Origin of the sequence: Amycolatopsis echigonensis (assembly GCF_014174495.1) — a bacterium.
GTDB classification, from domain to species: domain Bacteria; phylum Actinomycetota; class Actinomycetes; order Mycobacteriales; family Pseudonocardiaceae; genus Amycolatopsis; species Amycolatopsis echigonensis.
Map to the genome: position 1 here is coordinate 1 of NZ_JACJHR010000007.1, position 20,568 is coordinate 20,568.

Consider the following 20,568-nt stretch of genomic DNA (forward strand, 5'->3'; position numbering starts at 1 on the left):
ACACTCTACCGCCAGTAACCTACTCCGGGTAAGCTGGACTTCGGGTAACAGTTAACGGGAGGACGCATGGGCAACCGCACCGAGACCGGCGTGATCGTGGTCGGCACCGGGTTCTCCGGGCTCGGCATGGCGATTCAGCTGCGCAAGGACGGCCGCGACGACTTCGTGGTGCTCGAGAAGGCGCACGACGTCGGCGGGACCTGGCGCGACAACAGCTACCCCGGTTGCGCGTGCGACATCCCGTCGCACATGTACTCGTTCTCCTTCGAGCAGAACCCCGGCTGGTCGCGCGCGTACTCGCCGCAGCCGGAGATCTACGAGTACATGCGCGGGGTCGCCGACAAGTACGACCTGCGCCGCTTCATCCGCTTCGGCCAGGAGATGACCGGCGCGCGCTGGGACGCCGAGGAGAACCGCTGGCACGTCAGCACCCGCGGCGGCGACGAGTTCGTGGCTCCGGCGCTGGTCGCGGGCGTCGGCGCGCTGCACCGGCCGATGATCCCCGACCTGCCCGGCATCGAGCGGTTCCAGGGCCGCGCGTTCCACTCCGCCGAGTGGGACCACGACTTCGACTTCGCCGGCAAGCGCGTCGCCGTGGTCGGCACCGGGGCCAGCGCGATCCAGTTCGTGCCGAAGATCGCGCCCGAGGTGGCCGAGCTGACGCTGTTCCAGCGCACGCCGCCGTGGGTGATGCCGAAGGCCGACCGCGACATGCCGGGCTGGCTGCGCGGGCTGTTCCGCGCGGTGCCGCCGGTGCAGCGGCTGTACCGGGATTTCCTTTACTGGGCACTGGAAGCGCGCGCGATCGGCTTCAACGGCCAGCCGTGGATCATGAAGATCGGGCAGCGGCTCGCGAAGAGCAACATCGACCGCGCGGTGAAAGATCCGGAGCTGCGCGCCAAGCTGACCCCGGACTACACCATGGGCTGCAAACGCGTGCTCATCTCGAACGACTACTACCCGGCGCTGGCCCGCGACAACGTCGACGTGGTCACCGACGGCGTCGCCGAGGTGCGCGAGCACAGCGTCGTCGACCAGGCCGGCGTCGAGCACGAGGTGGACGCGATCGTCTACGGCACCGGGTTCCACGTGACCGACGCGTTCGACAGCCTGGAGATCGTGGGCCGCGACGGGCGGAACCTCGCGAAAGAGTGGGCGACCGAGGGGATGCGGACGCATCTCGGGATCACCGTCAACGGCTTCCCGAACCTGTTCTTCCTCCTCGGGCCGAACACCGGGCTGGGCCACAACTCGGTGGTCTTCATGATCGAGGCGCAGATTTCCTACATCGCGAAGGCGCTGCGGCTCGCGGGCGACCGGGCGCTGGAGCCGCGCGAGGACGTGCAGGAGCGGTTCAACGCCGAGGTCCAGCACAAACTCGAGAAGGGCATCTGGACCCAGGGCGGCTGCAAGAGCTGGTATCTCGACGCGAAGGGCGTCAACCGGACGATCTGGCCGGGCTTCACCTGGCGGTACTGGCTGGACACCCGGACGGTGCGGCGGGAGGACTACGAACTGCTCGGGTGAGCCGGCACGAGGGGGACTCTCGCGGCGGGGGATGGAGCCGCGAAGGTCCCCCTCGTGGTCTCCGTGGCAGTCCACAGTGGACCACGGGGGTACGAGGGGAGGCCTTCGCGGCAGGGGAGGCCTCCTCTCGTAGTCCGAGGGGCCCGGCGGGCAGCGTTCAGCAGGGAGCGGGCGCTCCACAGTGGACGCGGGCCGGACGTGGGCGGCGTTGTCGTCGAGCGGAAAGAAACCTGAGCAGTACGAGGGGGACTTTCGCGGCAGGGGAGGAGTCGCGAGGGTCCCCCTCGTGGTCTGTGGTCAGGCGGGCGCGAGCTTGCGCAGGTGCGAAACCAGCTCGGCGGTGGGAAGGCCGCACAGTTCGGCCATGCGCTCCAGCGCGGCGAAGTCGAACGACACTTCGTCGGACGAAGTGCTCGACGAAGCGGGCTGGCCCGAAGTCGCGGGAGCGGAAGTGCTTGGCGTGCCTGAAGATCCGGATACGGAAGCGGGCGGCCGGGAGGCGGCGCCCGAGCGGACGGACGACCCCGGCAACGCGACTCCGCTCTGCCGCAATCTGCCTTCGGCCCAGCGCCGCAGCGGAGTCAGTTCCGGACCGGCCTCCTCGACGACCCGGCGCAGGTCCACGCGGACCCGGCCCGGTTCCTCGGTGAAGACCCGGCTGTGCACCTTCGCCAGCAGATCCTGCGGAAGCTCGTCCATCGCCATGCACAGTTCGACCAGGCGCACCACGGAACACTGCCGGGTGCCCAGTTCGTACGTCGCCAGTGTCTGCAGCGAGATTTCGCTCTGCAGATGCGCGTTCAGCTCTTTGCGCGTCCACCCCCGGCCACGCCTGAGCTTGCGCAGCTCGTCTCCCAGCACCCGCTGGTAGTGCTCAGCGTCGATCACGGCCCCTGCCCCTCAACCAACTTCGCGGACGCGGGCTTGCGTCCCGATGGTGAAAGTGCCGAGGCGGCCGCTCATTACGCGGGTTTCGGGAAAATTCTCGGCTTGCCCCGAATGGAGCAACGCGTCAGTTGACGCAGGGCACTCCGTCAGCGGTGATCGGCTGGTCGTCGCTTCCCGGGCCCGAGGGCGTGGGCGGGGGAGAGGACTCCTGCTGCGCAGAAGGGGCTTGCGCCGCACCGGTTCCGCTCGACGCGCCGGCCGCGGACGGCTGGTAGTCCGACCCCAGGAACACCTTCACGTGGCCCTTGGGCACGCTCTTGTCTTCCTGCACCGTCGCTTTCGTGCCGAGCGCGTCGGCGACCGCTTGCCCGGCCGCTTCGCCGCCGTTGGGGACCCAGATCACAGTCGTCTTGCGCGAGGACGCGTTGTCCGTGTCACCCGCGGTGAAACCCTTGTCCACCAGCTGCTTGGACACGGTCGCCGCGAGACCGGTGCGGTCCGAGGCGTTGCGCACGTCGACCGTCGTGTCCTTGTGCGACTCGTTCGGCTTCGGCTGCGGTTGCTGCGCCGGGGCGCCGTCGGATCCGGTCTGCGGGCCGGAGAGGCCCTGCACGAACGCCTTCACCTTCGCCGGGTCGACCTTGATCGCGACGCCGTCGGTGGGCGTGTGGTACTCGACGTTGTCGACCGGGATGGTGCGGAACTCCAGCTGCCCGCCGGTGAGGCCCTTCATCTGCTGGGCGAAGTTGAAGATGTCCCAGTTCTGGTTCAGCACCACGGACTTCTTGATCGCGTCGATCAGCGAGTTGAGCTTGGACGGGTCGGTCAGCGTTCCCGCGGACAGCACCTTGCGCGCCATGCCGGCCATGAACACCTGCTGGCGCACCACCCGGTCGAGGTCGCCGCGCGGCAGCCCGTGCCGCTGCCGGACGAACTCCAGCGCCTCGACGCCGGAGATAGTGTGCTGGCCCTTGGTGAACTTCGCGCCGGAGTACTCGTCGTCGACGTTGTCCTTCAGGCAGACGTCCACGCCGCCGACGGCCTTCGTGATGTCGCTGAAGCCGAGCAGGTTGATCGCCGCGTAGTTGTCGATCGTGGACCCGGTCAGCTCCTGGACCGTCGCGATCAGCAGCTTCGCCCCGGCCTGGTTCGACTTGACGTCGAGTTCCTTCGGATCGGTGACGCCCTGGGCCTGCAGGTCCTTGCGCGCCTGCAGCATCGCCCTCGCGTACGCCGAGTTGATCTTGTGCTTGCCGTACCCGGGGATGTCCACGTACGAATCGCGCGGCAGCGACATCGCGACGGCCTTGCTGCCGTCGTTCGGGATGTGCACCAGGATCAGCGTGTCGGTGTTCAGCTCGCCGTCCGATTCGCCCGCGCGCAGCTGGGCGAGCACTTCCGGGGACAGCGGATTGCCCTGCATGTCGGTGCGGCTGTCGAGGCCGACCAGAAGGATGTCGCGGGCGCCGTCGGCGGGTTTGTCGCCGCCTCCGCCGTCGCCGATCACGTCGGAGTAGTTCAGCCCGTTGACCAGCCCCTGCAGCGAGGCCCACGCGTATCCGGTGAGCCCCATGACCAGCAGCGACACCACCGTGAGAGCGATCTTCGCGCCGCGCAGCCCGCCGCCGCGGCGGGACCGCCCGCCAGGACGGCGCGGGGGCGGTCCGGGACGACGGGACGGACCCGCGGACGGCGGTTCGCGTCGCGAGCGGGGCGGTGGCCCGGGCCGCCGCGCCGGTCCCCTGCCGGGCTGGTCCTGCCACGAGCGGGCGGGGCGGCGATCGCCTTGCCCGTTCCGAGGCGGGTAGTCCACGGGCCGGCTCCTTCGTGTCGTTCTGGTCGTCCGCTTCTGGAGACGCATCGTGCCGGGCGGGGGTTGCGACGGATTCGCACCTCCCCCGTGCGGTGTGGCGCGCACCACCCATGGTCCGGTATCCGAACCATTTTCGCCCGGCCGGCGGTATGCGTGTCGCCGGATCAGGGTGTCGCGGTGGCCGCCCGTCTCGTCGGCACCATGCACGAGCCCACTCCGACCAGCGCGAATGCTGCGGTGAGGAGGTGCAGGAAGACGACCGCCGGTCCGTGGGTCTCGCCGCCGGCGGCGGCCACGAGCGACGGCACGCAGGTCAGCGCGGCGGCGAACCACGTCGCGGCCGAGGTCGCCGCTGCGCCCGTCCGGACGGCGTGCAGCAGCAGGACGCCGAGGAGCAGGTGCACGAGGCTCTGGACCGGGTCGAGGCGAAGGCCGAGCACGTCGGCATCCGCGGCTTCGGCGCCGAACCGGGCCAGCGCGAGACCGAACACGCCGAGCGTCGCGTACCCGATGCCCAGCGTGGCGGCTGCGCGAGTGAGCAGTACCGAACGACGGCCGGTCGGGGTGTTCGGAAGCGGGACGACAGGTGTCTCGATGCGGGGTTTGCCGGGTTTGCCCGGGTGTCGTTCGAACCACCAGAACACCAGCGCCGCGGGCACGAGCAGCAGCGCGACCGCGGCGAGCATGCGGGGCCGCAGCAGCCAGCTCAGGCCGTTCGCGATCGGTCCGGGCAGATAGACCACGGCGACGAGCAGCAGCATCGCGGCGAGGAACGCCAGGTAGAGGCTCATCGGGGCGCGCAGCACGAGCGCGGCGGTGCGGGTCACCCGGTCACGTGCGGCCCAGCGACGCAACGGTGTCGCGAGGAGTCCGATGAGGCCAAGCTGCGACACGCCCAGCAACAGCACGGTCCACGGCCTCGCGGACAGCGCAGCAGGCGCGCCTGGGTTGCCGAGCAGTACAGGCGAAGCGTCGAAGGCGAACACTGCGACCGCGAGGGCCGCGACACCGCTTACGGCGGCGATAGCGAGCACCGAGCGGCGAAGCCGGACGCCCTCCGAGTACGCGAACGCCACCTGTTGCGCGAGGAGCGCTAGGGCGAGCGTGGCTGCATAGCGCGGCCAGGAGACGTCCGTCCAGCTCGCGGCGAGCTCTCCGGCTACGACGATGGCAGTGAGCGCCGCGACCGACCACAGCCGCGTACGACGGTAGAGCGCGAGCAGCATCGGCGCGCCGACGACGGTCAGCAGATAGACGCCAAGCAGCCACAGCGGGTGCAGCGCGATCCGCATGACGGTGGCGTTGGTTCCGGCCGGAATGCCCAGCAGCTCCAGCGCCAGCGGCACGATCAGGGCGACCACCGCGAAGATCAGCGCCGGGCGCAGCAGCGGACTGGACCGTTCGGCGACGTAATGCCGGTAGCCGCGGTCGCGTTCGGCCCGCCAGCCCGCCGCGTTGGCGAGCCCGCCCGCGAAGAAGAGCAGCGGGGTGAGCTGGGCAAGCCAGGTCAGCGGCCACCAGGTGCTTTCCGGCAGGCCCGCCCAGTCGGCCAGCGCGGTCGCCGATTCGCCGACCGTCAGCAGCACGGCCCCGGCGACGCCGAGCACCGCCCACGGCCGAGGGACGCCGCGGGGCAGGCGCGGACGCGGGGTCGTGCGGCGGGCGGTGTGCCACCCGCGCAGGCGCATCACGAGCAGGCAGCCGATCACGAGCACGCCCGCGACTATCGGGCCGATCGGGTCGCCGACCGGCGGGCCCCAGCGCTGATGCCACGAGTTGACCACCAGTCCGCTGGTGAACACCGACGCGACGAGCTGGCAGGTGCGCTCGGAGTTCATCGGGTTCAGCTCGCAGGTGCGGTGCATGTCCTTCTCGAGCCGGTCGTCGAGAGCGGCCCGGGCGGACTGGCCGAGCGGATGGCCCTTGTCGTTGGCGTAGCGGAGCAGGTCGTAGCCGAGATCGTGCGCCTTGCACGGGACGGAGAAGTCCCACTTCGTGTTGTCGTCGCCCCACGGGGCGGAGCAGCCGCCGTCGAGGTGCGCCGCGCGGACGGTGCCGTCGCGGGCGGGCAGCGCGCCGGGCTTCACGCCGGTGACCGCGGTGAAGTCCTTCGGCAGGAGCGCCAGCGCGGTGGCTTCCCCGCCGGGATGGGCGAGCGCGTCGACCGCGTTCTGCGCCGCGAGCACGCCGCCGGTCGGCGGGCCCTGGTCGGGCGGAGACGCGGGCCGCGAGGCGATCAGGCCGAACCCGAACACCACGAGCAGGACGAGCAGCAGCCACCCGGACGTCGACAGGGGTCGGCGAACGCGAACGGCGGCCGGGGCACGGTCGTCGGTGGCTGGCATGCGCACCAGGGTGCCAGCCCGGCGCGCGCCGCGGGAGGCGGCTGTCCCCCTCACCCGCGTGGGGGTAACCCCCGGGTGGCCCCAGGCGGGATGGGTTGCGCAGGGCACGCCCAACGCCACGGTGGGTGCATGCGCCGCGCTCGACGAGAGTTTCTCGCGGCGGTGCGGAGTGCGTCCGGTTCGCGATGCAGCACTCGAGACGAGACGGGGCCGCCGGACTTCGGCGACGCGCGTCCGGGCCAGTCGGGCGGGGAGAACCCCGCGCACCGCCATGCGGCAGCGGGGCGGTCTCGGCGGGGCACAGCAAAGGGGCGGGGAGCCCGGAGGCGAGTCCGGGGGAGGGCGATCCGATTTCCGGTCCTCGGCCATCCGGGTCCGCCAATCCCGGCGGTTCCGATCCGGCCCCGAAAAACCGACTGCCGCGGTTAGCGGTCCCTCCGACAATTAACCCGGCGGCTCAATCCGGCGGCGGAACGGGCGGAGGCCGTAGCGGACAGTTGCTGAATCGGTTTCGCGATTAATCGCAAACAGTGCCGGTGATCGGAATTGTGGATCACTCGGACGGCAGATTCGCGTCCGCGAAGCGCACCTGGTTCCGGCCGCCTTCCTTCGCGGTGTAGACGGCCGCGTCGGCGGCTTGCAGCAACTGTTCCAGTGTTGTTCCGTTCACCGCGAGCAATGCGACGCCGATCGACGCGGTGCGGCCGGTGATCAATGCGGAACCGCCGCGTTTGTCGGTCGTCACGATGCGCTGATCGGCGATTGCGGTACGGATCCGTTCCGAGGTCACCTTCGCCGCCGTGCTGTCCACATCGGGCAGCAGGATGAGGAACTCCTCGCCGCCGAAGCGCCCGATGATGTCCTTGGGGCGGGTTATCTCGTCGAGAGTTTGCGCCACCGTGCGGAGCACGTCGTCGCCCGCCGGGTGGCCGTAGGTGTCGTTGATCCACTTGAAGTGATCGAGGTCGATCATCAGCAGCGCCAGGGTTTCCCCGCCGCGCGCGGCCCGCGCCAGCGCGCGCTCCGCGGACTCCGACCACCCGCGCACGTTGAAGATCCCGGTCTTCGGATCGGTGCGCGCTTCGGACTGCAGTTGGTTGATTTCCGCCAGCCGGTTGCCGAGCACCGTGATCAGCACGAGGATCACGATCGCCGGCGGGATGTTCACGAGAAGGATCGTCGCGATGGTGCCGAGGCTGATCGTCGACAGCTCCAGCAGGTTGTCGTCCTTGGTGCCCAGCACGTTGCGCAGCGTGGGCGCGGACGTGCCGCCGAGGGCGAGCAGGCCGCCGATCACGATCGCCTGCAGCGCCGCGTAGCTGAAGCCGACGAGCATCAGGATCCCGAAGACCTGCAACGAGTTCGCGGGCGAAAGCCGGGCCAGTTCGGCGGACGCGAAAGTCTGGTACAGGTAGTGCGCCAGCAATGCCGACACCGCATGCGTGAACGAGGTGAACACGAACTTGTGCGGCGGTCGCCGGGAGTTGAACCACCGCTGGACGCGCAGCAGCGCGATCAGCAGCAGCGTCAGCGGGATCGGCAGCAGCAGCGCGGCCGGGAACACCCAGATGCCGGTCAGGTCGATGTGGACGGCGGTGACCCGGTTGCGCCGCCGTTCCTCCTGCCGCCGGGTGAGCTGGATGTGCACCGTCGCGCAGCCGGCGAGGATCGCGAACCGGCCCCAGTCCACGAGATCCGGGCTCGGCGACGCGATCACGCCGAAGGTCAGCAGCGCCACCGCGATCGCGTCCCAGGCGAGCAGGAACGCCACCATCCGGCGCGGTTTCGTCCAGAGATCCCAGGACGAAACGGGGTTCGCGGCGATCAGTGCGCGCAGCCGTCCCGCGAAGCCCGTCGCGGCGGGCGGTTCCTCCCCGGGGCGGCGGTCCTCACCGCGCGCCGGTTCGGTTCCGGGCATCGGGCCGTGCCTCCTCCGGTGTCGGATGCGGTTCCCGGAAGGTTCCCGGTTCTGCGTCGTTATCAGTTGCCGGTATCATCTCACTCACCGACTTCGAACGCTGTATTCGGTCGAGTCTCCGAACCCGGAGACGCCTTCCGCGACAACTGCTGCATCCATGAAGTAAATTGCGGAGGAGCGTCCCCGCCGTCCCCCCGAGTGAGGTGTTTTCCCGTGCGCGACCGCGAAGCGTGAATCGAGCTGTTGTCATTTTCCGATGAATTGTCAGCGAGCGGAGGTGGGCAGCTGTGCGTGACCGTGAGGCGTGAGTTCCGTGACCGATCCACAGCAGATTCGTGACAATGCGAACGGAGGTGTGTTCCGTGCGTGACCGTGAAGCGTGAACCGACTTCCCGTCCGGCGTACCCGGACCCATTCGGCCGGTGCCTTGACCCCGGCCACAGTTCCCTCCGGCAATCCACGATTCAGGCCCCGGCCGCGACCGCGTGCCGCACCCGGGTCCACGAGAACGCGGTGGGGATCGCCAGCGCCACGCCGGCCAGCCCGGCCAGCGCGATGGCGGTGACCGCGGATCCGGTCGCCTGTGCGACCACCCCGCCGAGAGCCACCCCGATGCCCTGCGCGACGCGCAGCCCCGTGCGGTACAGCCCGCCGGCTCCGCCGCGCAGTTCGTTCGGCACCCAGGTGGAGAACGTCGCGGTCACGGTGATGATGTAGGCGCCCATCGCACCGGCGAGCGCGAGCAGCACCAGCGCGACCACCAGGTTCGGCTGCAGCAGGAACAGCGCGAGCAAGGCCAGCGACGTCGTCGCGAGCACGCCGAGCAGCCGCTGCCGGACCGCGGCGGACGCGAATTTCGACAGCAGATAGGCCCCGGCGACGAAGCCGAGCGGGTCGGCGGCGAGCAGCCAGCCGACCGCCGCGGACGGCGCGTTCAGCTGCTGGGCCAGCGGCGCGGCCAGTCCTTCGGGCACCACGGCCAGCCCGACGAGCCACGACAACGCGATCAGCACGCGCAGTTTGCGCTGCCCGAACACCCAGCGCGTCGCGGAGAACCAGGTGCTGTGCTCGCCTCCGGCGGCGGGCCGGTCGCGCACCCACACCCGCACGATCACCGAGGCCACCGCGAAGCTCACCGCGTCGATCGCCAGCGCCCACGACGTGCCCACGGCCGTCACCAGCAGGCCGCCGCCGGCCAGTCCGAGCAGTTGCACCGTGTTGGTGGTGATCCCGCGCAGGTCCTGGCTGCGCAGGTACAGATGGTCGTCGGTGAACACCTCGCGGGTGATCGCGTTCTGCGCCGCGTTCGCCGGTGACGCGGCCAGCTGCACCGCGACGAGCAGCAAGCACAGCGCGGCCAGCGGCATGCCGGGCAGGCTCATCAAGCCGACCAGCACCGCCTGCGCCGCGGCGCTCGCGCTCAGCACGGCACGGCGCGGGTAGCGGTCGGCGAGGAAGGACAGCCCGAGCCCGCCGGCGAGCGCGGGCAGGAACGTCAGCGCGTAGACGACCGCAGCCCAAAGCGCGGAGCCGGTGCGGTGGTAGACGAGGATGGACAACGCCACCTTCGCCAGCTGGTCCCCGGCGCTCGAGACGGCCTCCGCCGCCCAGAGCACGCGATATTCGACATTCCGCAGCGGCGCCGTAAGCCGAGAGGTCGCTTCGGTCGTCACGAGATGACCACTGCCCCCTCCCCGATCGAGTGAATGCGGGTGCCCCGCATTCTGCCTTCGCCTGATTCGCTCCTGGCCAGGAGTGTCACCGCTCCGGCCAGGGCATGCACCCTCAGTATGCCGCCGATCACACCAGGGTGAACAGCCGGGAAGAATCCGGTGGCCGGAACGCGGAGGCGTTCGGAGTGACCTGCCGCGGGGTATCCGTGGCACTGATCAGCTTTCCTCGTTCGGCGCAGCGCGACCACCGTTCGTCGCCATCGTCCGGTGCGACTGGGCCGAACGGTCCAACACTGGGAGAGACCCGGCGGAGCGGTCGTCCTCTCGCCGGGCGCACCAGCGGGGAGTGAGCGTGGACAGGTTGCTGCAGGACAAGGCCGTGGTCGTGACCGGGGCCGGGCGTGGGCTCGGGGAGGCGTTCGCCGTGCACGTCGCGCGAGCGGGCGGGGCGGTGGTGGTCAACGACGTGGACGCGGACCTGGCGGAGCGCACCGCGGCGACCATCCGCGGCCACGGCGGGCGGGCGGTCGCGAACGGGCACAGCGTGGCCGACCCGGCGCAGGCGCAGGCGATCGTCGACCAGTGCGTCGCCGAGTTCGGCCGGATCGACGGCCTGGTCAACAACGCGGGGCTGAACTACGAGGCGCTGCCGTGGGAGGACGACGCGGAACAGGCCCGCCAGCTGGTCGAGGTCAACGTGCTCGGCGTGATGTACACCGGGCTGGCCGCGATCCGGGCGATGGTCGGCGCGGGCGGCGGCGGGTCGATCGTGAACATCTCCTCGGGAGCCTCGCTCGGGCAGCGCAAGCTCGGGGTCTACTCGGCGAGCAAGGGCGCGGTCGCGTCGCTGACCTATTCGTGGGCGCTGGACCTCGAGGACTCCGGGATCCGCGTGAACGCGGTGTGCCCGGTGGCGCACACCCGGATGGTGTGGAAATCCGAGCGTGCGCTGCGGGCCTGCCCGCCGGAGCGCACGCCGGCGAAGATCGCGCCGGTGGTGCTGTTCCTGCTCGGCGAGGGGTCGCACGGCATCACCGGGCAGATGATCCGGTGCAACGGCCCGCAGCTGCACGTGATGGGGCAGCCGTATCTGAAGCAGCCGATCCTCGAACGGCCGGACTGGGACACCGAGACGGTGCAGGAGGCGTTCGACGAGGTGTTCTCCGCCCACCTGGAGAACTACGGACTGGAGAAGCGCGTGCCGCCGCGGCTGCGCAAGTGGACGGAGAACTCGATGCGGGCGTCCTGACCCGGGTCAGGACGCTTTGGCGGCGGCTTCGCGGCAGCCGGGCAGGTCGACCGAGCGCAGCGTCGCGCCGACGGAGGCGAGCGCGGCGGAGTTCATCGACAGACTGGTCACCCCGAGCCCGGTCAGCACCGGGGCCAGCCCCGGGTCGGCGGCCGCTTCCCCGCACACGCCGACCGGCTTCCCGGCGGCGGCCCCGGCCTCGGCGACCATTCCGACCAGCCGCAGCAACGCGGTCTGGCTCGGGTCGTTGAGCGCGGCGACCGCGCCGAGCTGCCGGTCGGCGGCGAAGACGTACTGCGCCAGATCGTTAGTGCCCAGCGAGACGAAGTCGACCTCGGCGAGGATTTCCCTGGCGCACAACGCCGCCGCCGGGACCTCGATCATCACGCCGGCCCGGGCGATCCCCGCGGCCCGCGCGCGTTCGGCGAACCAGCGTGCCTCGGCGGCGGTCGCGATCATCGGCGCCATCACGGAAAGTTCGGCCCCGGTGTCGGCGGCGGCCCCGGCGATCGCGGTCAGCTGCCGGTCCAGCAGCTCCGGCCGGTCGAACGCGACGCGGACGCCGCGCACGCCCAGCGCCGGATTCGGTTCGTCGCCCATGTCCAGGAAGGCCAGCGGTTTGTCCGACCCGGCGTCGAGCGTCCGGACGATCACCGGCTTCCCGGCGAACGGCGCCAGCACTGCCGCGTAGGCCGCGCGCTGTGCGTCCACGGACGGCTCTTCCGCCGCGCTGAGGTAGCAGAATTCCGTACGGAACAAGCCGATTCCCTCCGCGCCCGCGTCGGCCGCGGCGCGGGCGTCCGCCGCGGAGCCGACGTTCGCGAGCAGCTTCACCGGGTGTCCGTCGGCCAGCGCGCCGACGCCGTCCCATTCCGCGCGCGGCTTGCGGCTCGCGGCTCGCACGCTCCCGTCGGACGGCGAAACCGTTCCGGCGGCACCGTCCACCGCGAGGCCCGGGCTCTCCACGGCGAGCACTCCGGAGCACGCGACCACGGCCGGAATTCCCAGTGCCCGCGCGAGAATCGCGGTGTGGCTGGTCGGTCCGCCCTCTTCGGTCACCAGGGCGAGAACCAGCTCCGGGTCGAGACCGGCGGTGTCGGCCGGGGCGAGGTCGCGCGCCACGAGCACGCTCGGCGACGTCAGTTCGGGCACGCCCGGCGGGGCCACGCCGAGCAGGTCCGCGACGATCCGGTCCCGCACGTCGGCGACGTCGCGGGCGCGCTCGGCCAGGTAACCGCCGGCCGCTTCGAGCGCTGCCATGAACTTCGCGGCCGCTTCCCAGACCGCGCGCGGCGCGGGCAGGGACTGCTCCCGGACGAACTGTTCGGCCGACGCGAGCAGCGCCGGGTCCGCCGCCATCGCCGCGGTCGTCTCCACGACCGACCGGGCATCACCGGACACAGAACGGGCACGATCGGACAACCGGGCAGCGACCCGGGCGGCGGCGGGCGCGATCCGGCCCGCCTCCTCGGCCAGATCCGCGGGCACCGGCTGGTCCTCGGGTTTCCGCAGGTCAGTGGCTACGACGACGCGTGGGCCCTCGGCCCGGCCGGGGCTGACTCCGACTCCGGACAACGACATGGCGAGACCTCCGGGAGCAAAGGATCTTGTAACTGGGGATTGACAGTACGGTAACAACGGGCACAATCAAATGACAACGGGCAAACAGCGGAGGGGAACGGGCATGTACGCCGCCGAACGGCATCAGCTCCTCGCACAGCGGGCACGCCGCGACGGACGGGTCGACGTGGGCGACCTCGCCGCCGAACTGGGCGTCGCGCCCGAGACCATCCGCCGCGACCTGGGCGTTCTCGAACGCCAGGGCGTCGTCCGCCGGGTCTACGGCGGCGCGGTCGCGGTGGACCGGCTCGACTTCGAGCCCGAGGTCGCCCAGCGCGACCAGACGAACGCCGCGGAGAAGGACGCGATCGCCCGCGCCGCGCTCGACCAGGTCCCCGATCGCGGTTCGGTGCTGCTGGACGCGGGCACGACGACCAGCCGCCTGGCGACGCTGCTTCCGGCCGACCGCGAGCTGACCGTCATCACGAACTCCATCTCGATCGCGTCGATCCTGGCCACCCGCCCGGGAATCACGCTGCAGATCCTGGGCGGCCGGGTGCGCGGGACGACGCTCGCCACGGTCGGCTCCGCGTCGCTGCACGCGCTCGACGGACTGCTCGCCGACGTCGCTTTCCTGGGGGCGAACGGGTTTTCCGCCGAACACGGCTGCACGACGCCGGATCTCGAGGAGGCCGCGGTGAAAGCCGCCCTCGTCGCGGCCGCTCGCCGCCGCGTCCTGCTCGCCGACCACAGCAAGTACGGAGCCGACCAGCTCAGCCGGTTCGCCCGGCTGTCGGAGATCGACGTGCTGATCACCGACGGCGGGATCGACGCGGGCGCGGTCGCCGAACTGGAAGAGGCCGGCCCCGAGGTGGTGCTCGCATGATCGTCACCGTCACGCCCAACCCGAGCCTGGACCGCACTGCGCAGCTCAGCGAGCTGCGGCGCGGCGAGGTGCTGCGCGCCTCCCGGGTCCGCCTCGATCCCGGCGGCAAGGGCGTCAACGTTTCCCGCGCGCTGGCCGCCGCCGGGTCGCCGACGGTCGCGCTGCTCCCGGCCGGAGGCCCGGTCGGCGAGCGGCTGGCCGACCTGCTCGCGCCGGAGGGCGTCCCCGTGGTCGCGGTGCCAATCGCCGGCACCACCCGCAGCAACATCACCCTGGTCGAGGCCGACGGCACGACCACCAAGATCAACGAACCCGGTCCGGAGATCTCCCCGGCCGAGCTCGCTGTCCTGCAGCAGCGGACCGTCGAGCTCGCCGTACGCGCCGAATGGGTCGTGTGCTGCGGCAGCCTTCCGGCCGGAGTGCCGGACGATTTCTACGCCCAGCTCGGCAAACTCGCCCGCGACGCCGGGACGAAGGTCGCCGTCGACTCCTCCGGGGCGCCGCTGGCCGCCGCGCTCGCCGGCGGTCCCGACCTGATCAAACCGAACCTCGACGAACTGGCCGAACTGGCCGGCCGCCCGCTGTCCCGGCTCGGGGACGTGGTCGAGGTGTGCCACGGCCTGGTCGCCGACGGCGTCGGCGCGGTGCTGGTCAGCCTCGGCGCACGCGGTGCCGTGCTGGTCGACGGCACTGAGACTTGCCACGCGCTCGGCCCGCTGGTCGCCGTGCGCAGCACCGTCGGCGCCGGAGACGCCGCACTCGCCGGATTCCTCCACGCGGGAGGAACCGGCCCCCAAGCCCTGCGCGTCGCGGTCGCCTACGGCACTGCCGCGGTCGCGCAGGAGGGCAGCCGCATGCCCGCCCCGCAGGACGTGCACCCGGACCAGGTGCGCCTGCTCGCCGCCGATCCCACCCTCACCCTCAGCGGAGCCGCAGCATGACCACATCAGACCTGATCACCGCCGACCTGGTCGACCTCGAGCTCGCCGCCGCGGACAAGAACGCCGCGGTCCGCGCGCTCGCCGGACGGCTCGTGTCCGCCGGGCGGGTGACCGACCTCGAGCTGTTCCTCAAGGACGTCGCCGCCCGCGAGGAGCAGATGGCCACCGGGCTGGAGGGCGGCATCGGCATCCCGCATTGCCGTTCGGCCGCCGTCACCGCGCCGACGCTCGCCTTCGGCCGCAGCGCCGAGGGCATCGACTTCGGCGCGCCGGACGGCCCGGCGAAGCTGATTTTCCTGATCGCCGCGCCGGACGGCGCGGACTCCGCGCACCTGAAGGTGCTCGCCGCGCTGGCCCGCCGGCTCGTTCGCGCGGAATTCAAGCAGACCCTGCTGGACGCCTCTGATCCCGCAGCGGTCGCGACCTACATCCGCGAAGAGGTGTGCTGACATGAAGTTCGTCGCCATCACCGCGTGCCCCACCGGCATCGCGCACACGTACATGGCCGCCGAATCGCTGGAGCAGACCGCGAAGGCCAACGGCGACACGATCGTGGTCGAGACGCAGGGCTCCGCCGGGTCCGAACCGTTGTCCGCCGCGGACATCGCGGACGCCGACGCGGTCATCTTCGCCGCGGACCTCGCCGTGCAGGGCCGCGAGCGGTTCGCCGGCAAGCCGATCGTCGAAGCCCCGGTGAAGGCCGCGATCAACGACGCGGCCGGGCTGTTCGAGCGGGCGAAAGCGGCCGCCGCGGAACCGCCCGCCGCCGAGCCCGCCGCCTCCGCCGCCGCGGCGGGACCGGAGCTGACCACCAAGGTCGGCGAGCACGACCGGCTCGGCTCCCGGATCCGGCAGTGGCTGATGACCGGCGTCAGCTACCTCATCCCGTTCGTCGCCGCGGGCGGTTTGCTGATCGCGGTGAGCTTCGCGCTCGGCGGGTACAAGATCGCCGACGCGCCCAGCGTCACCGAGCATTTCGACGCCGGTTCGCTCGCCGGCTGGGCCGCGCTGATGTACCAGATCGGCAGTGTCGCGTTCAAGTTCCTGGTGCCGGTGCTGGCCGGGTTCATCGCGTTCGCGATGGCCGACCGGCCCGCGATCGCACCGGGCTTCGTCGGCGGGGCGATCGCGGTCGCCGTCGGCGCCGGCTTCCTCGGCGGTCTGGTGGCCGGGTTGTTCGCCGGCGGCGTGGTGCTGGGACTCAAGAAGATCCGCGTGCCGAAGGCGATGCGCGGCATCATGCCGGTGGTCGTCTATCCGCTGCTCGGGACCGTGGTGGTCGGCGTGCTGATGTACGTCGTGGTCGGCAAGCCGATCGCGATCGCCACGACCGGCCTCACCCACTGGCTGAACAGCCTGAGCGGCACCAGCGCGGTGCTGCTGGGCGCGCTGCTCGGCCTGATGATGGCGTTCGACATGGGCGGTCCGGTCAACAAGGCCGCGTACGCGTTCGCCGTCGGCGGCCTGACCACCGGCAGCGTCGGCTCGCTGCAGATCATGGCCGCGGTGATGGCGGCCGGAATGGTGCCGCCGCTCGCCCTCGCGCTCGCCTCCACCGTGCGGAAGAAGCTGTTCACCGCCGCTGAGCGCGAGAACGGCCGGGCCGCGTGGCTGCTCGGCGCCTCGTTCATCACCGAGGGCGCGATCCCGTTCGCCGCGGCGGATCCGTTCCGGGTGATCCCGTCGATCATGGTCGGCTCGGCCGTCACCGGAGCGCTGTCGATGGCTTTCGGCGCGACGCTGCGCGCGCCGCACGGCGGGATCTTCGTGGTGCCGCTGATCGGCAACCCGCTGCTGTTCCTGGTCGCGCTGGTGGCCGGGACGCTGGTCGCCGCCGCTTCGGTGGTCCTGCTCAAGCAGCTGCGGTTCCGTTCCTCGGACTCGGCCGCCGCTGTGTCCGCCCACCCGGTCAATGCCTGAGGAGGCCCTCGTGTACCAACGTCGCATCGTCGTCGCCAGCAGTGTCGGGCTGCACGCCCGACCGGCCGGGCTGGTCGCCCAGGCCGCCGCCGCTCAGCCCGCGAAGGTCCGCATCGCCAAGGTTTCCGGCGGCGCGGCCGGTGACCCGGTCGACGCCGGCAGCGTGCTCAGCCTCATGACGCTCGGCGCCGCGCACGGCGACGAGGTCGAGCTCAGCGCGGACGGCGACCAGGCCCGGGAATCGGTCGACGTGCTGGTCGAGCTGATCGCCAAGGACCTCGACGCCTGACCCCTCGCGTGCGCAGTGCCGGTGCCGGGATCTTCCTGGCACCGGCACTTCGCGGATACCGCACCGGAAGGCGATCTGCCTGTCCATAATGGTCGCGGCGGCGAAGGGGCGTGGCGTGATTTTTGGGGAAGAGGGCTTCGGCCGTCAGATCGAGCAGTTCCGGACCGAGCTCTTCGCGTACTGCTACCGGATGCTCGGGTCGGTGCACGACGCGGAGGACGTGGTCCAGGAGACGTGCCTGCGGGCATGGCGGGCCCGGGAGAGCTACGACGAGAAGCGCGGTTCCGTGCGGACCTGGCTGTACCGGATCGCGACGAACGCCTGCCTGACCGCGCTGAAGTCTCGCGGCGGCCGGGCGCTGCCGTCGGGACTGGTGGCCGAGTCGGATCCGCTCGCGCCGCTCGTCCCGGGTGAGCACGCCTGGCTCCAGCCCGTGCCGGACTCGCTGCTGGGCGACCCGGCCGCCACCGTCATCGGCCGCAGCAGCCTGCGGCTGGCGTTCGCCTCCGCCCTGCAGCACCTGTCAGCGCGGCAGCGCGGTGCGCTGATCCTGCGTGACGTGCTCAGCTTCTCGGCGTCGGAGACGGCGGAGATTCTCGACGCCACCGTCGCGTCGGTGAACAGTTCCCTCCAGCGGGCGCGGGCCCGGCTGAAGGAAACCGGCGTCCGGCAGGAACCGGCCGAGCCGTCCGCGGCCGAGCAGCGCGTCTGGGTCGAGCGTTACCTGAAGGCCTTCGAGCTCGCCGACGTCGAGGCCCTCAAACGGCTGATCACCGAGGACGTCCTCATGGAGATGCCGCCGATGCTCAACTGGTTCACCGGACGCGGGAACTACGGCCTGTTCATGGACTGGGTGTTCGACGTCGCCGGGAAGGACTGGCTGCTGCGGGAGACCACCGCCAACGGCGGCCAGCCCGGATTCGCCGCCTACCAGCGCGCCGGCGACGGGTACCGGCTGCACACGCTCCAGATCCTCACCGTCACCGCCGAGGGCATCAGCCGGAACTCGGTGTTCCAGGATCCGGAGATCTTCGAGGCCTTCGGACTGCCCTCCGCGATTTCCTGACGATCCCGCGATGAGTTCGGCCCGCCCCGCCGGTATGTACCGGCGAGCTCACCGGAACACCCCGGGCGAGCCGAGCGCGAGGGAGAACCCGATGTCGAACACCCGTGTCGAGGACGAGGCCGCGATCCAGGCCGTGCTGGCCGACTCCTACCAAGCGTGGGAGGCGGGCGACGCCGACGGCATGGTCGCCGATTACACCGCCGACGCGACCGCCATCATGACCGGCTCGTTCCGCGACAGCCGCGAGATGATCCGCGACAGCATGGCCCAGGGCTTCGCCGGCCCGCTCAAGGGCAGCTCCACGTACAACAAGCAGCTCAGCATCCGCTTCCTCGGCAAGGACGCCGCGATCGTCGTCAGCGAATCGGCCATCCTGTTCCCCGGCGAAACCGAGATCACCGACGACCACCGCAAGGTGAACGCCACCTGGGTCTTCGAGAAGCGCGACGCCCGGTGGCTGATCGCCGCCTACCACAACAGCCCGGTCCTGGCCCCCGGGCAGTAGTTCCGGTACCGCGGCTGCCAGGCCGTTCCTCGCGGAGTCTTCGCGACGGGGACGGCCTGGCGGTCGCGGCACTCAGGCGTAGAGCGAGGCGATGTCCGGCTGGTAGCGGTCGTTGATCACCCGGCGCTTGAGCTTGAGCGTCGGGGTCAGCTCGCCGGTTTCGGGAGTCCAGGCGGTGGTGATCAGGCGGTAGCGCTTGATCTGCTCGGCTCGCGCGAGCCTGCTGTTGGCTGACTCGACGGCCCGGTCGATCTCCGCGCGCACCGCCTCGTGCTGGGCCAGCGTTTCGATGTCCGCCGTCTCGATGCCCTTCGCCTTCGCCCAGCCGGGGGCGATTTCGTCGTCCAGCACGATCAACGCCGTCACGTACGGCCGCGCGTCGCCGATCGCGACCGCCTGGCCGATCAGCGGGTGTTCCTTCAGCAACCCCTCGATCCGGGTCGGCGCGATGTTCTTGCCGCTCGAGGTGATGATCAGTTCCTTCTTGCGGTCGGTGATCGTGACGTACCCGTCGTCGTCGATCGTGCCGATGTCGCCGGTGGCGAACCAGCCCTCGGCGTCGGTGGCCGGTTCGATCGTGCCGTCCGGCTGCAGGTAGCCGAGGAACACGATCGGACCGCGGACGAGCAGTTCGCCGTCCTCGCCGGTCTTCACCTCGACGCCGTTGATCGGACGGCCGACGGTGCCCGCGCGGAACGCTTCGGCGCTGTTGGCGGTCGCCGCGCCGGTGGTCTCCGACAGGCCCCAGACCTCGCGGATCTCGACGCCCAGCCCGGCGAGGAAGTACAGCACTTCCAGCGGCAACGCGGCCGCACCGCTGGAGGCGATGTGCAGCTGGTCGAGCCCGAGCATCCCGCGCACCGGCGCGAGCACGGTCTCGTCGGTCTTCGCGATGCGCTCGGCGAGATCGGCCGGGACCTCCTTGCCGGCGCTGCGGAGTTTGTAGCCCTCCTGCAGGAGTTCGTTCGCCGAGATGAGCGCTTCGCGCCGGTCCTCGGGTACGCCGGCGAGCATGTTCTTCAAGCCCGCCACCATCTTTTCCCACACCCGCGGCACGCCGAAGAAGCTCTGCGGATGCACCTGGCCGAGCGCCGCGACCACGCCGGACGGATCGCCGACGGTGTGCACGTGGCCCGCCGCGACGATCGGCAGGTAGATCGACAGCTCGCGTTCGGCGATGTGCGCCAGCGGCAGGTACGCGATGTTCGTCGGGTGCATCGGGGCCTTGTGCAGCGTGTGCACGGCGATGCCCTCGTGGATCGCGTTGCGGTGGGAGAGCACGACGCCCTTGGGGTCGCCGGTGGTGCCGGACGTGTAGATCATCGCGAGCGGGTCGTCCGGGCGGATCGCCTGCCACGCCCGGTCGAACGCCTCGGGGTCGGCGGCGAGTGCTTCGCGGCCGGCCTCGCGCACCGCGGAGTACGCGACGAACCGGTCGTCGCCGTCCGGGATCGCGGATTCGTCGATCACCACCACGCGGCGCAGCGCGGGCAGGTCGTCCAGTACCGGCAGCCAGCGGGACAGCTCGTCGGCGCCGGCGAGGACGACGACCGGGGCGGCGCTGTGCCGGGCGACATAGCGGATCTGCTCCGGGCTGAGCGTCGCGTAGGCCGTGCACGGGATGGCCGCCAGATGCACCGCGGCGAGGTCCGCGACGAGGTGGTCCGGCGAACTCGGGGCCATGATCAGCATCCGGTCGCCCGCGGCGAGGCCGAGCCCGGCGAGTCCGCGGGACACTTCGGCGATCGCGGTCCGGAACTCGCTCCAGGTGAGCGTCGGACGGCCTTCGAGGTCGAGCGAAGTGAGCGCGGGCCGGTCGCCGTACTCCTCGGCGTTGCGCCGCAGCAGCAGCGGGATCGTCTTGCCCTCGGTCTGTTCGGCGATCGACTGGGTCAACGCTGACCTCCTCCGGTGGTGCCTGGTGAGGTCACTCTAGGTCGTCGGCGCGGGGTCCGATAGAGAATCCCGGCCAGCCTCGGCGCTCGATA

Annotated in this window: 16 protein-coding genes; 9 read left to right on the forward strand and 7 right to left on the reverse strand. The window is 71.0% G+C overall.

Features of this window, described 5'->3' with window-relative positions; all coding sequences use genetic code 11:
- Nucleotides 1-66: 66 nt before the first annotated feature.
- Complete coding sequence (locus tag H5411_RS06825; RefSeq protein WP_183123274.1) at nt 67-1,527, forward strand: flavin-containing monooxygenase; 1,461 nt, start codon at nt 67-69, stop codon at nt 1,525-1,527.
- 297 nt (nt 1,528-1,824) lie between these two features.
- Here H5411_RS06825 and H5411_RS49250 read toward each other — a convergent pair whose 3' ends face one another.
- The 5 genes from H5411_RS49250 to H5411_RS06850 all read right to left on the reverse strand — a co-directional run bounded on the left by H5411_RS49250 (nt 1,825) and on the right by H5411_RS06850 (nt 10,164).
- Nucleotides 1,825-2,415 (reverse strand): helix-turn-helix domain-containing protein, encoded by a 591-nt coding sequence (locus H5411_RS49250; RefSeq protein ID WP_101438130.1) that lies wholly within the window; start codon nt 2,413-2,415, stop codon nt 1,825-1,827.
- A gap of 124 nt (nt 2,416-2,539) precedes the next feature.
- The gene (locus H5411_RS06835; protein ID WP_376772101.1) at nt 2,540-4,228 is read right to left on the reverse strand and encodes an LCP family protein; all 1,689 of its coding nucleotides are present in this window, start codon (nt 4,226-4,228) and stop codon (nt 2,540-2,542) included.
- Nucleotides 4,229-4,392: 164 nt separating this feature from the next.
- Nucleotides 4,393-6,573 carry a phospholipase A2 gene (locus H5411_RS06840; protein ID WP_183123275.1) on the reverse strand — a complete coding sequence of 727 codons (2,181 nt, stop codon included), beginning with the start codon at nt 6,571-6,573 and terminating at the stop codon, nt 4,393-4,395.
- A 553-nt stretch (nt 6,574-7,126) separates the two neighbouring features.
- Nucleotides 7,127-8,491: a GGDEF domain-containing protein gene (locus H5411_RS06845; protein ID WP_101438133.1), complete on the reverse strand. Its 1,365-nt coding sequence runs from the start codon at nt 8,489-8,491 to the stop codon at nt 7,127-7,129.
- A gap of 464 nt (nt 8,492-8,955) precedes the next feature.
- Nucleotides 8,956-10,164, reverse strand: a complete 1,209-nt coding sequence (locus tag H5411_RS06850; RefSeq protein WP_183123276.1) for an MFS transporter — start codon at nt 10,162-10,164, stop codon at nt 8,956-8,958.
- A 352-nt stretch (nt 10,165-10,516) separates the two neighbouring features.
- On the opposite strand from H5411_RS06850, the gene H5411_RS06855 reads away from it, so the two are divergent.
- Nucleotides 10,517-11,413, forward strand: coding sequence for an SDR family NAD(P)-dependent oxidoreductase (locus H5411_RS06855; RefSeq protein ID WP_101441116.1), 897 nt, complete (start codon nt 10,517-10,519; stop codon nt 11,411-11,413).
- A gap of 6 nt (nt 11,414-11,419) precedes the next feature.
- Here H5411_RS06855 and H5411_RS06860 read toward each other — a convergent pair whose 3' ends face one another.
- Entirely contained in the window at nt 11,420-12,994 is a 1,575-nt protein-coding gene (locus H5411_RS06860) for a phosphoenolpyruvate--protein phosphotransferase (protein ID WP_183123277.1), read from the reverse strand.
- A 103-nt stretch (nt 12,995-13,097) separates the two neighbouring features.
- Here H5411_RS06860 and H5411_RS06865 point away from each other — a divergent pair, with 103 nt between their 5' ends.
- From H5411_RS06865 to H5411_RS06895, 7 genes are all read left to right on the forward strand, one after another.
- On the forward strand, nt 13,098-13,859 hold the full coding sequence (locus tag H5411_RS06865) for a DeoR/GlpR family DNA-binding transcription regulator (protein ID WP_101438136.1): 762 nt from the start codon (nt 13,098-13,100) through the stop codon (nt 13,857-13,859).
- Nucleotides 13,856-14,800 carry a 1-phosphofructokinase gene (pfkB, locus tag H5411_RS06870; RefSeq protein ID WP_183123278.1) on the forward strand — a complete coding sequence of 315 codons (945 nt, stop codon included), beginning with the start codon at nt 13,856-13,858 and terminating at the stop codon, nt 14,798-14,800. Before H5411_RS06865 ends, pfkB begins: the two co-directional genes overlap by 4 nt.
- On the forward strand, nt 14,797-15,249 hold the full coding sequence (locus tag H5411_RS06875; RefSeq protein WP_101438138.1) for a PTS sugar transporter subunit IIA: 453 nt from the start codon (nt 14,797-14,799) through the stop codon (nt 15,247-15,249). The genes pfkB and H5411_RS06875 overlap by 4 nt, the downstream gene beginning before the upstream one ends.
- A 1-nt stretch (nt 15,250) precedes the next feature.
- Nucleotides 15,251-16,720, forward strand: coding sequence for a PTS fructose transporter subunit IIC (locus H5411_RS06880; RefSeq protein WP_183123279.1), 1,470 nt, complete (start codon nt 15,251-15,253; stop codon nt 16,718-16,720).
- Entirely contained in the window at nt 16,713-17,009 is a 297-nt protein-coding gene (locus H5411_RS06885; RefSeq protein ID WP_009082438.1) for an HPr family phosphocarrier protein, read from the forward strand. The genes H5411_RS06880 and H5411_RS06885 overlap by 8 nt, the downstream gene beginning before the upstream one ends.
- 115 nt (nt 17,010-17,124) lie before the next feature.
- Nucleotides 17,125-18,075 carry a sigma-70 family RNA polymerase sigma factor gene (locus H5411_RS06890; protein WP_244194746.1) on the forward strand — a complete coding sequence of 317 codons (951 nt, stop codon included), beginning with the start codon at nt 17,125-17,127 and terminating at the stop codon, nt 18,073-18,075.
- Between the two features lie 91 nt (nt 18,076-18,166).
- Complete coding sequence (locus tag H5411_RS06895) at nt 18,167-18,580, forward strand: SgcJ/EcaC family oxidoreductase (RefSeq protein ID WP_101438141.1); 414 nt, start codon at nt 18,167-18,169, stop codon at nt 18,578-18,580.
- A gap of 72 nt (nt 18,581-18,652) precedes the next feature.
- Here the strand turns inward: H5411_RS06895 and H5411_RS06900 are convergent, their stop codons facing one another.
- Nucleotides 18,653-20,476, reverse strand: coding sequence for an AMP-dependent synthetase/ligase (locus H5411_RS06900; protein ID WP_183123280.1), 1,824 nt, complete (start codon nt 20,474-20,476; stop codon nt 18,653-18,655).
- Nucleotides 20,477-20,568: the final 92 nt, after the last annotated feature.

Coding starts and splice junctions, on each gene's coding strand:
- pfkB (WP_183123278.1), top strand. CDS start 13,856: ATGATCGTCACCGTCACGCCCAACCCGAGCCTGGACCGCACTGCGCAG.
- H5411_RS06895 (WP_101438141.1), top strand. CDS start 18,167: ATGTCGAACACCCGTGTCGAGGACGAGGCCGCGATCCAGGCCGTGCTG.
- H5411_RS06880 (WP_183123279.1), top strand. CDS start 15,251: ATGAAGTTCGTCGCCATCACCGCGTGCCCCACCGGCATCGCGCACACG.
- H5411_RS06840 (WP_183123275.1), bottom strand. CDS start 6,573: ATGCCAGCCACCGACGACCGTGCCCCGGCCGCCGTTCGCGTTCGCCGA.
- H5411_RS06860 (WP_183123277.1), bottom strand. CDS start 12,994: ATGTCGTTGTCCGGAGTCGGAGTCAGCCCCGGCCGGGCCGAGGGCCCA.
- H5411_RS06845 (WP_101438133.1), bottom strand. CDS start 8,491: ATGCCCGGAACCGAACCGGCGCGCGGTGAGGACCGCCGCCCCGGGGAG.
- H5411_RS06885 (WP_009082438.1), top strand. CDS start 16,713: ATGCCTGAGGAGGCCCTCGTGTACCAACGTCGCATCGTCGTCGCCAGC.
- H5411_RS06865 (WP_101438136.1), top strand. CDS start 13,098: ATGTACGCCGCCGAACGGCATCAGCTCCTCGCACAGCGGGCACGCCGC.
- H5411_RS06875 (WP_101438138.1), top strand. CDS start 14,797: ATGACCACATCAGACCTGATCACCGCCGACCTGGTCGACCTCGAGCTC.
- H5411_RS06825 (WP_183123274.1), top strand. CDS start 67: ATGGGCAACCGCACCGAGACCGGCGTGATCGTGGTCGGCACCGGGTTC.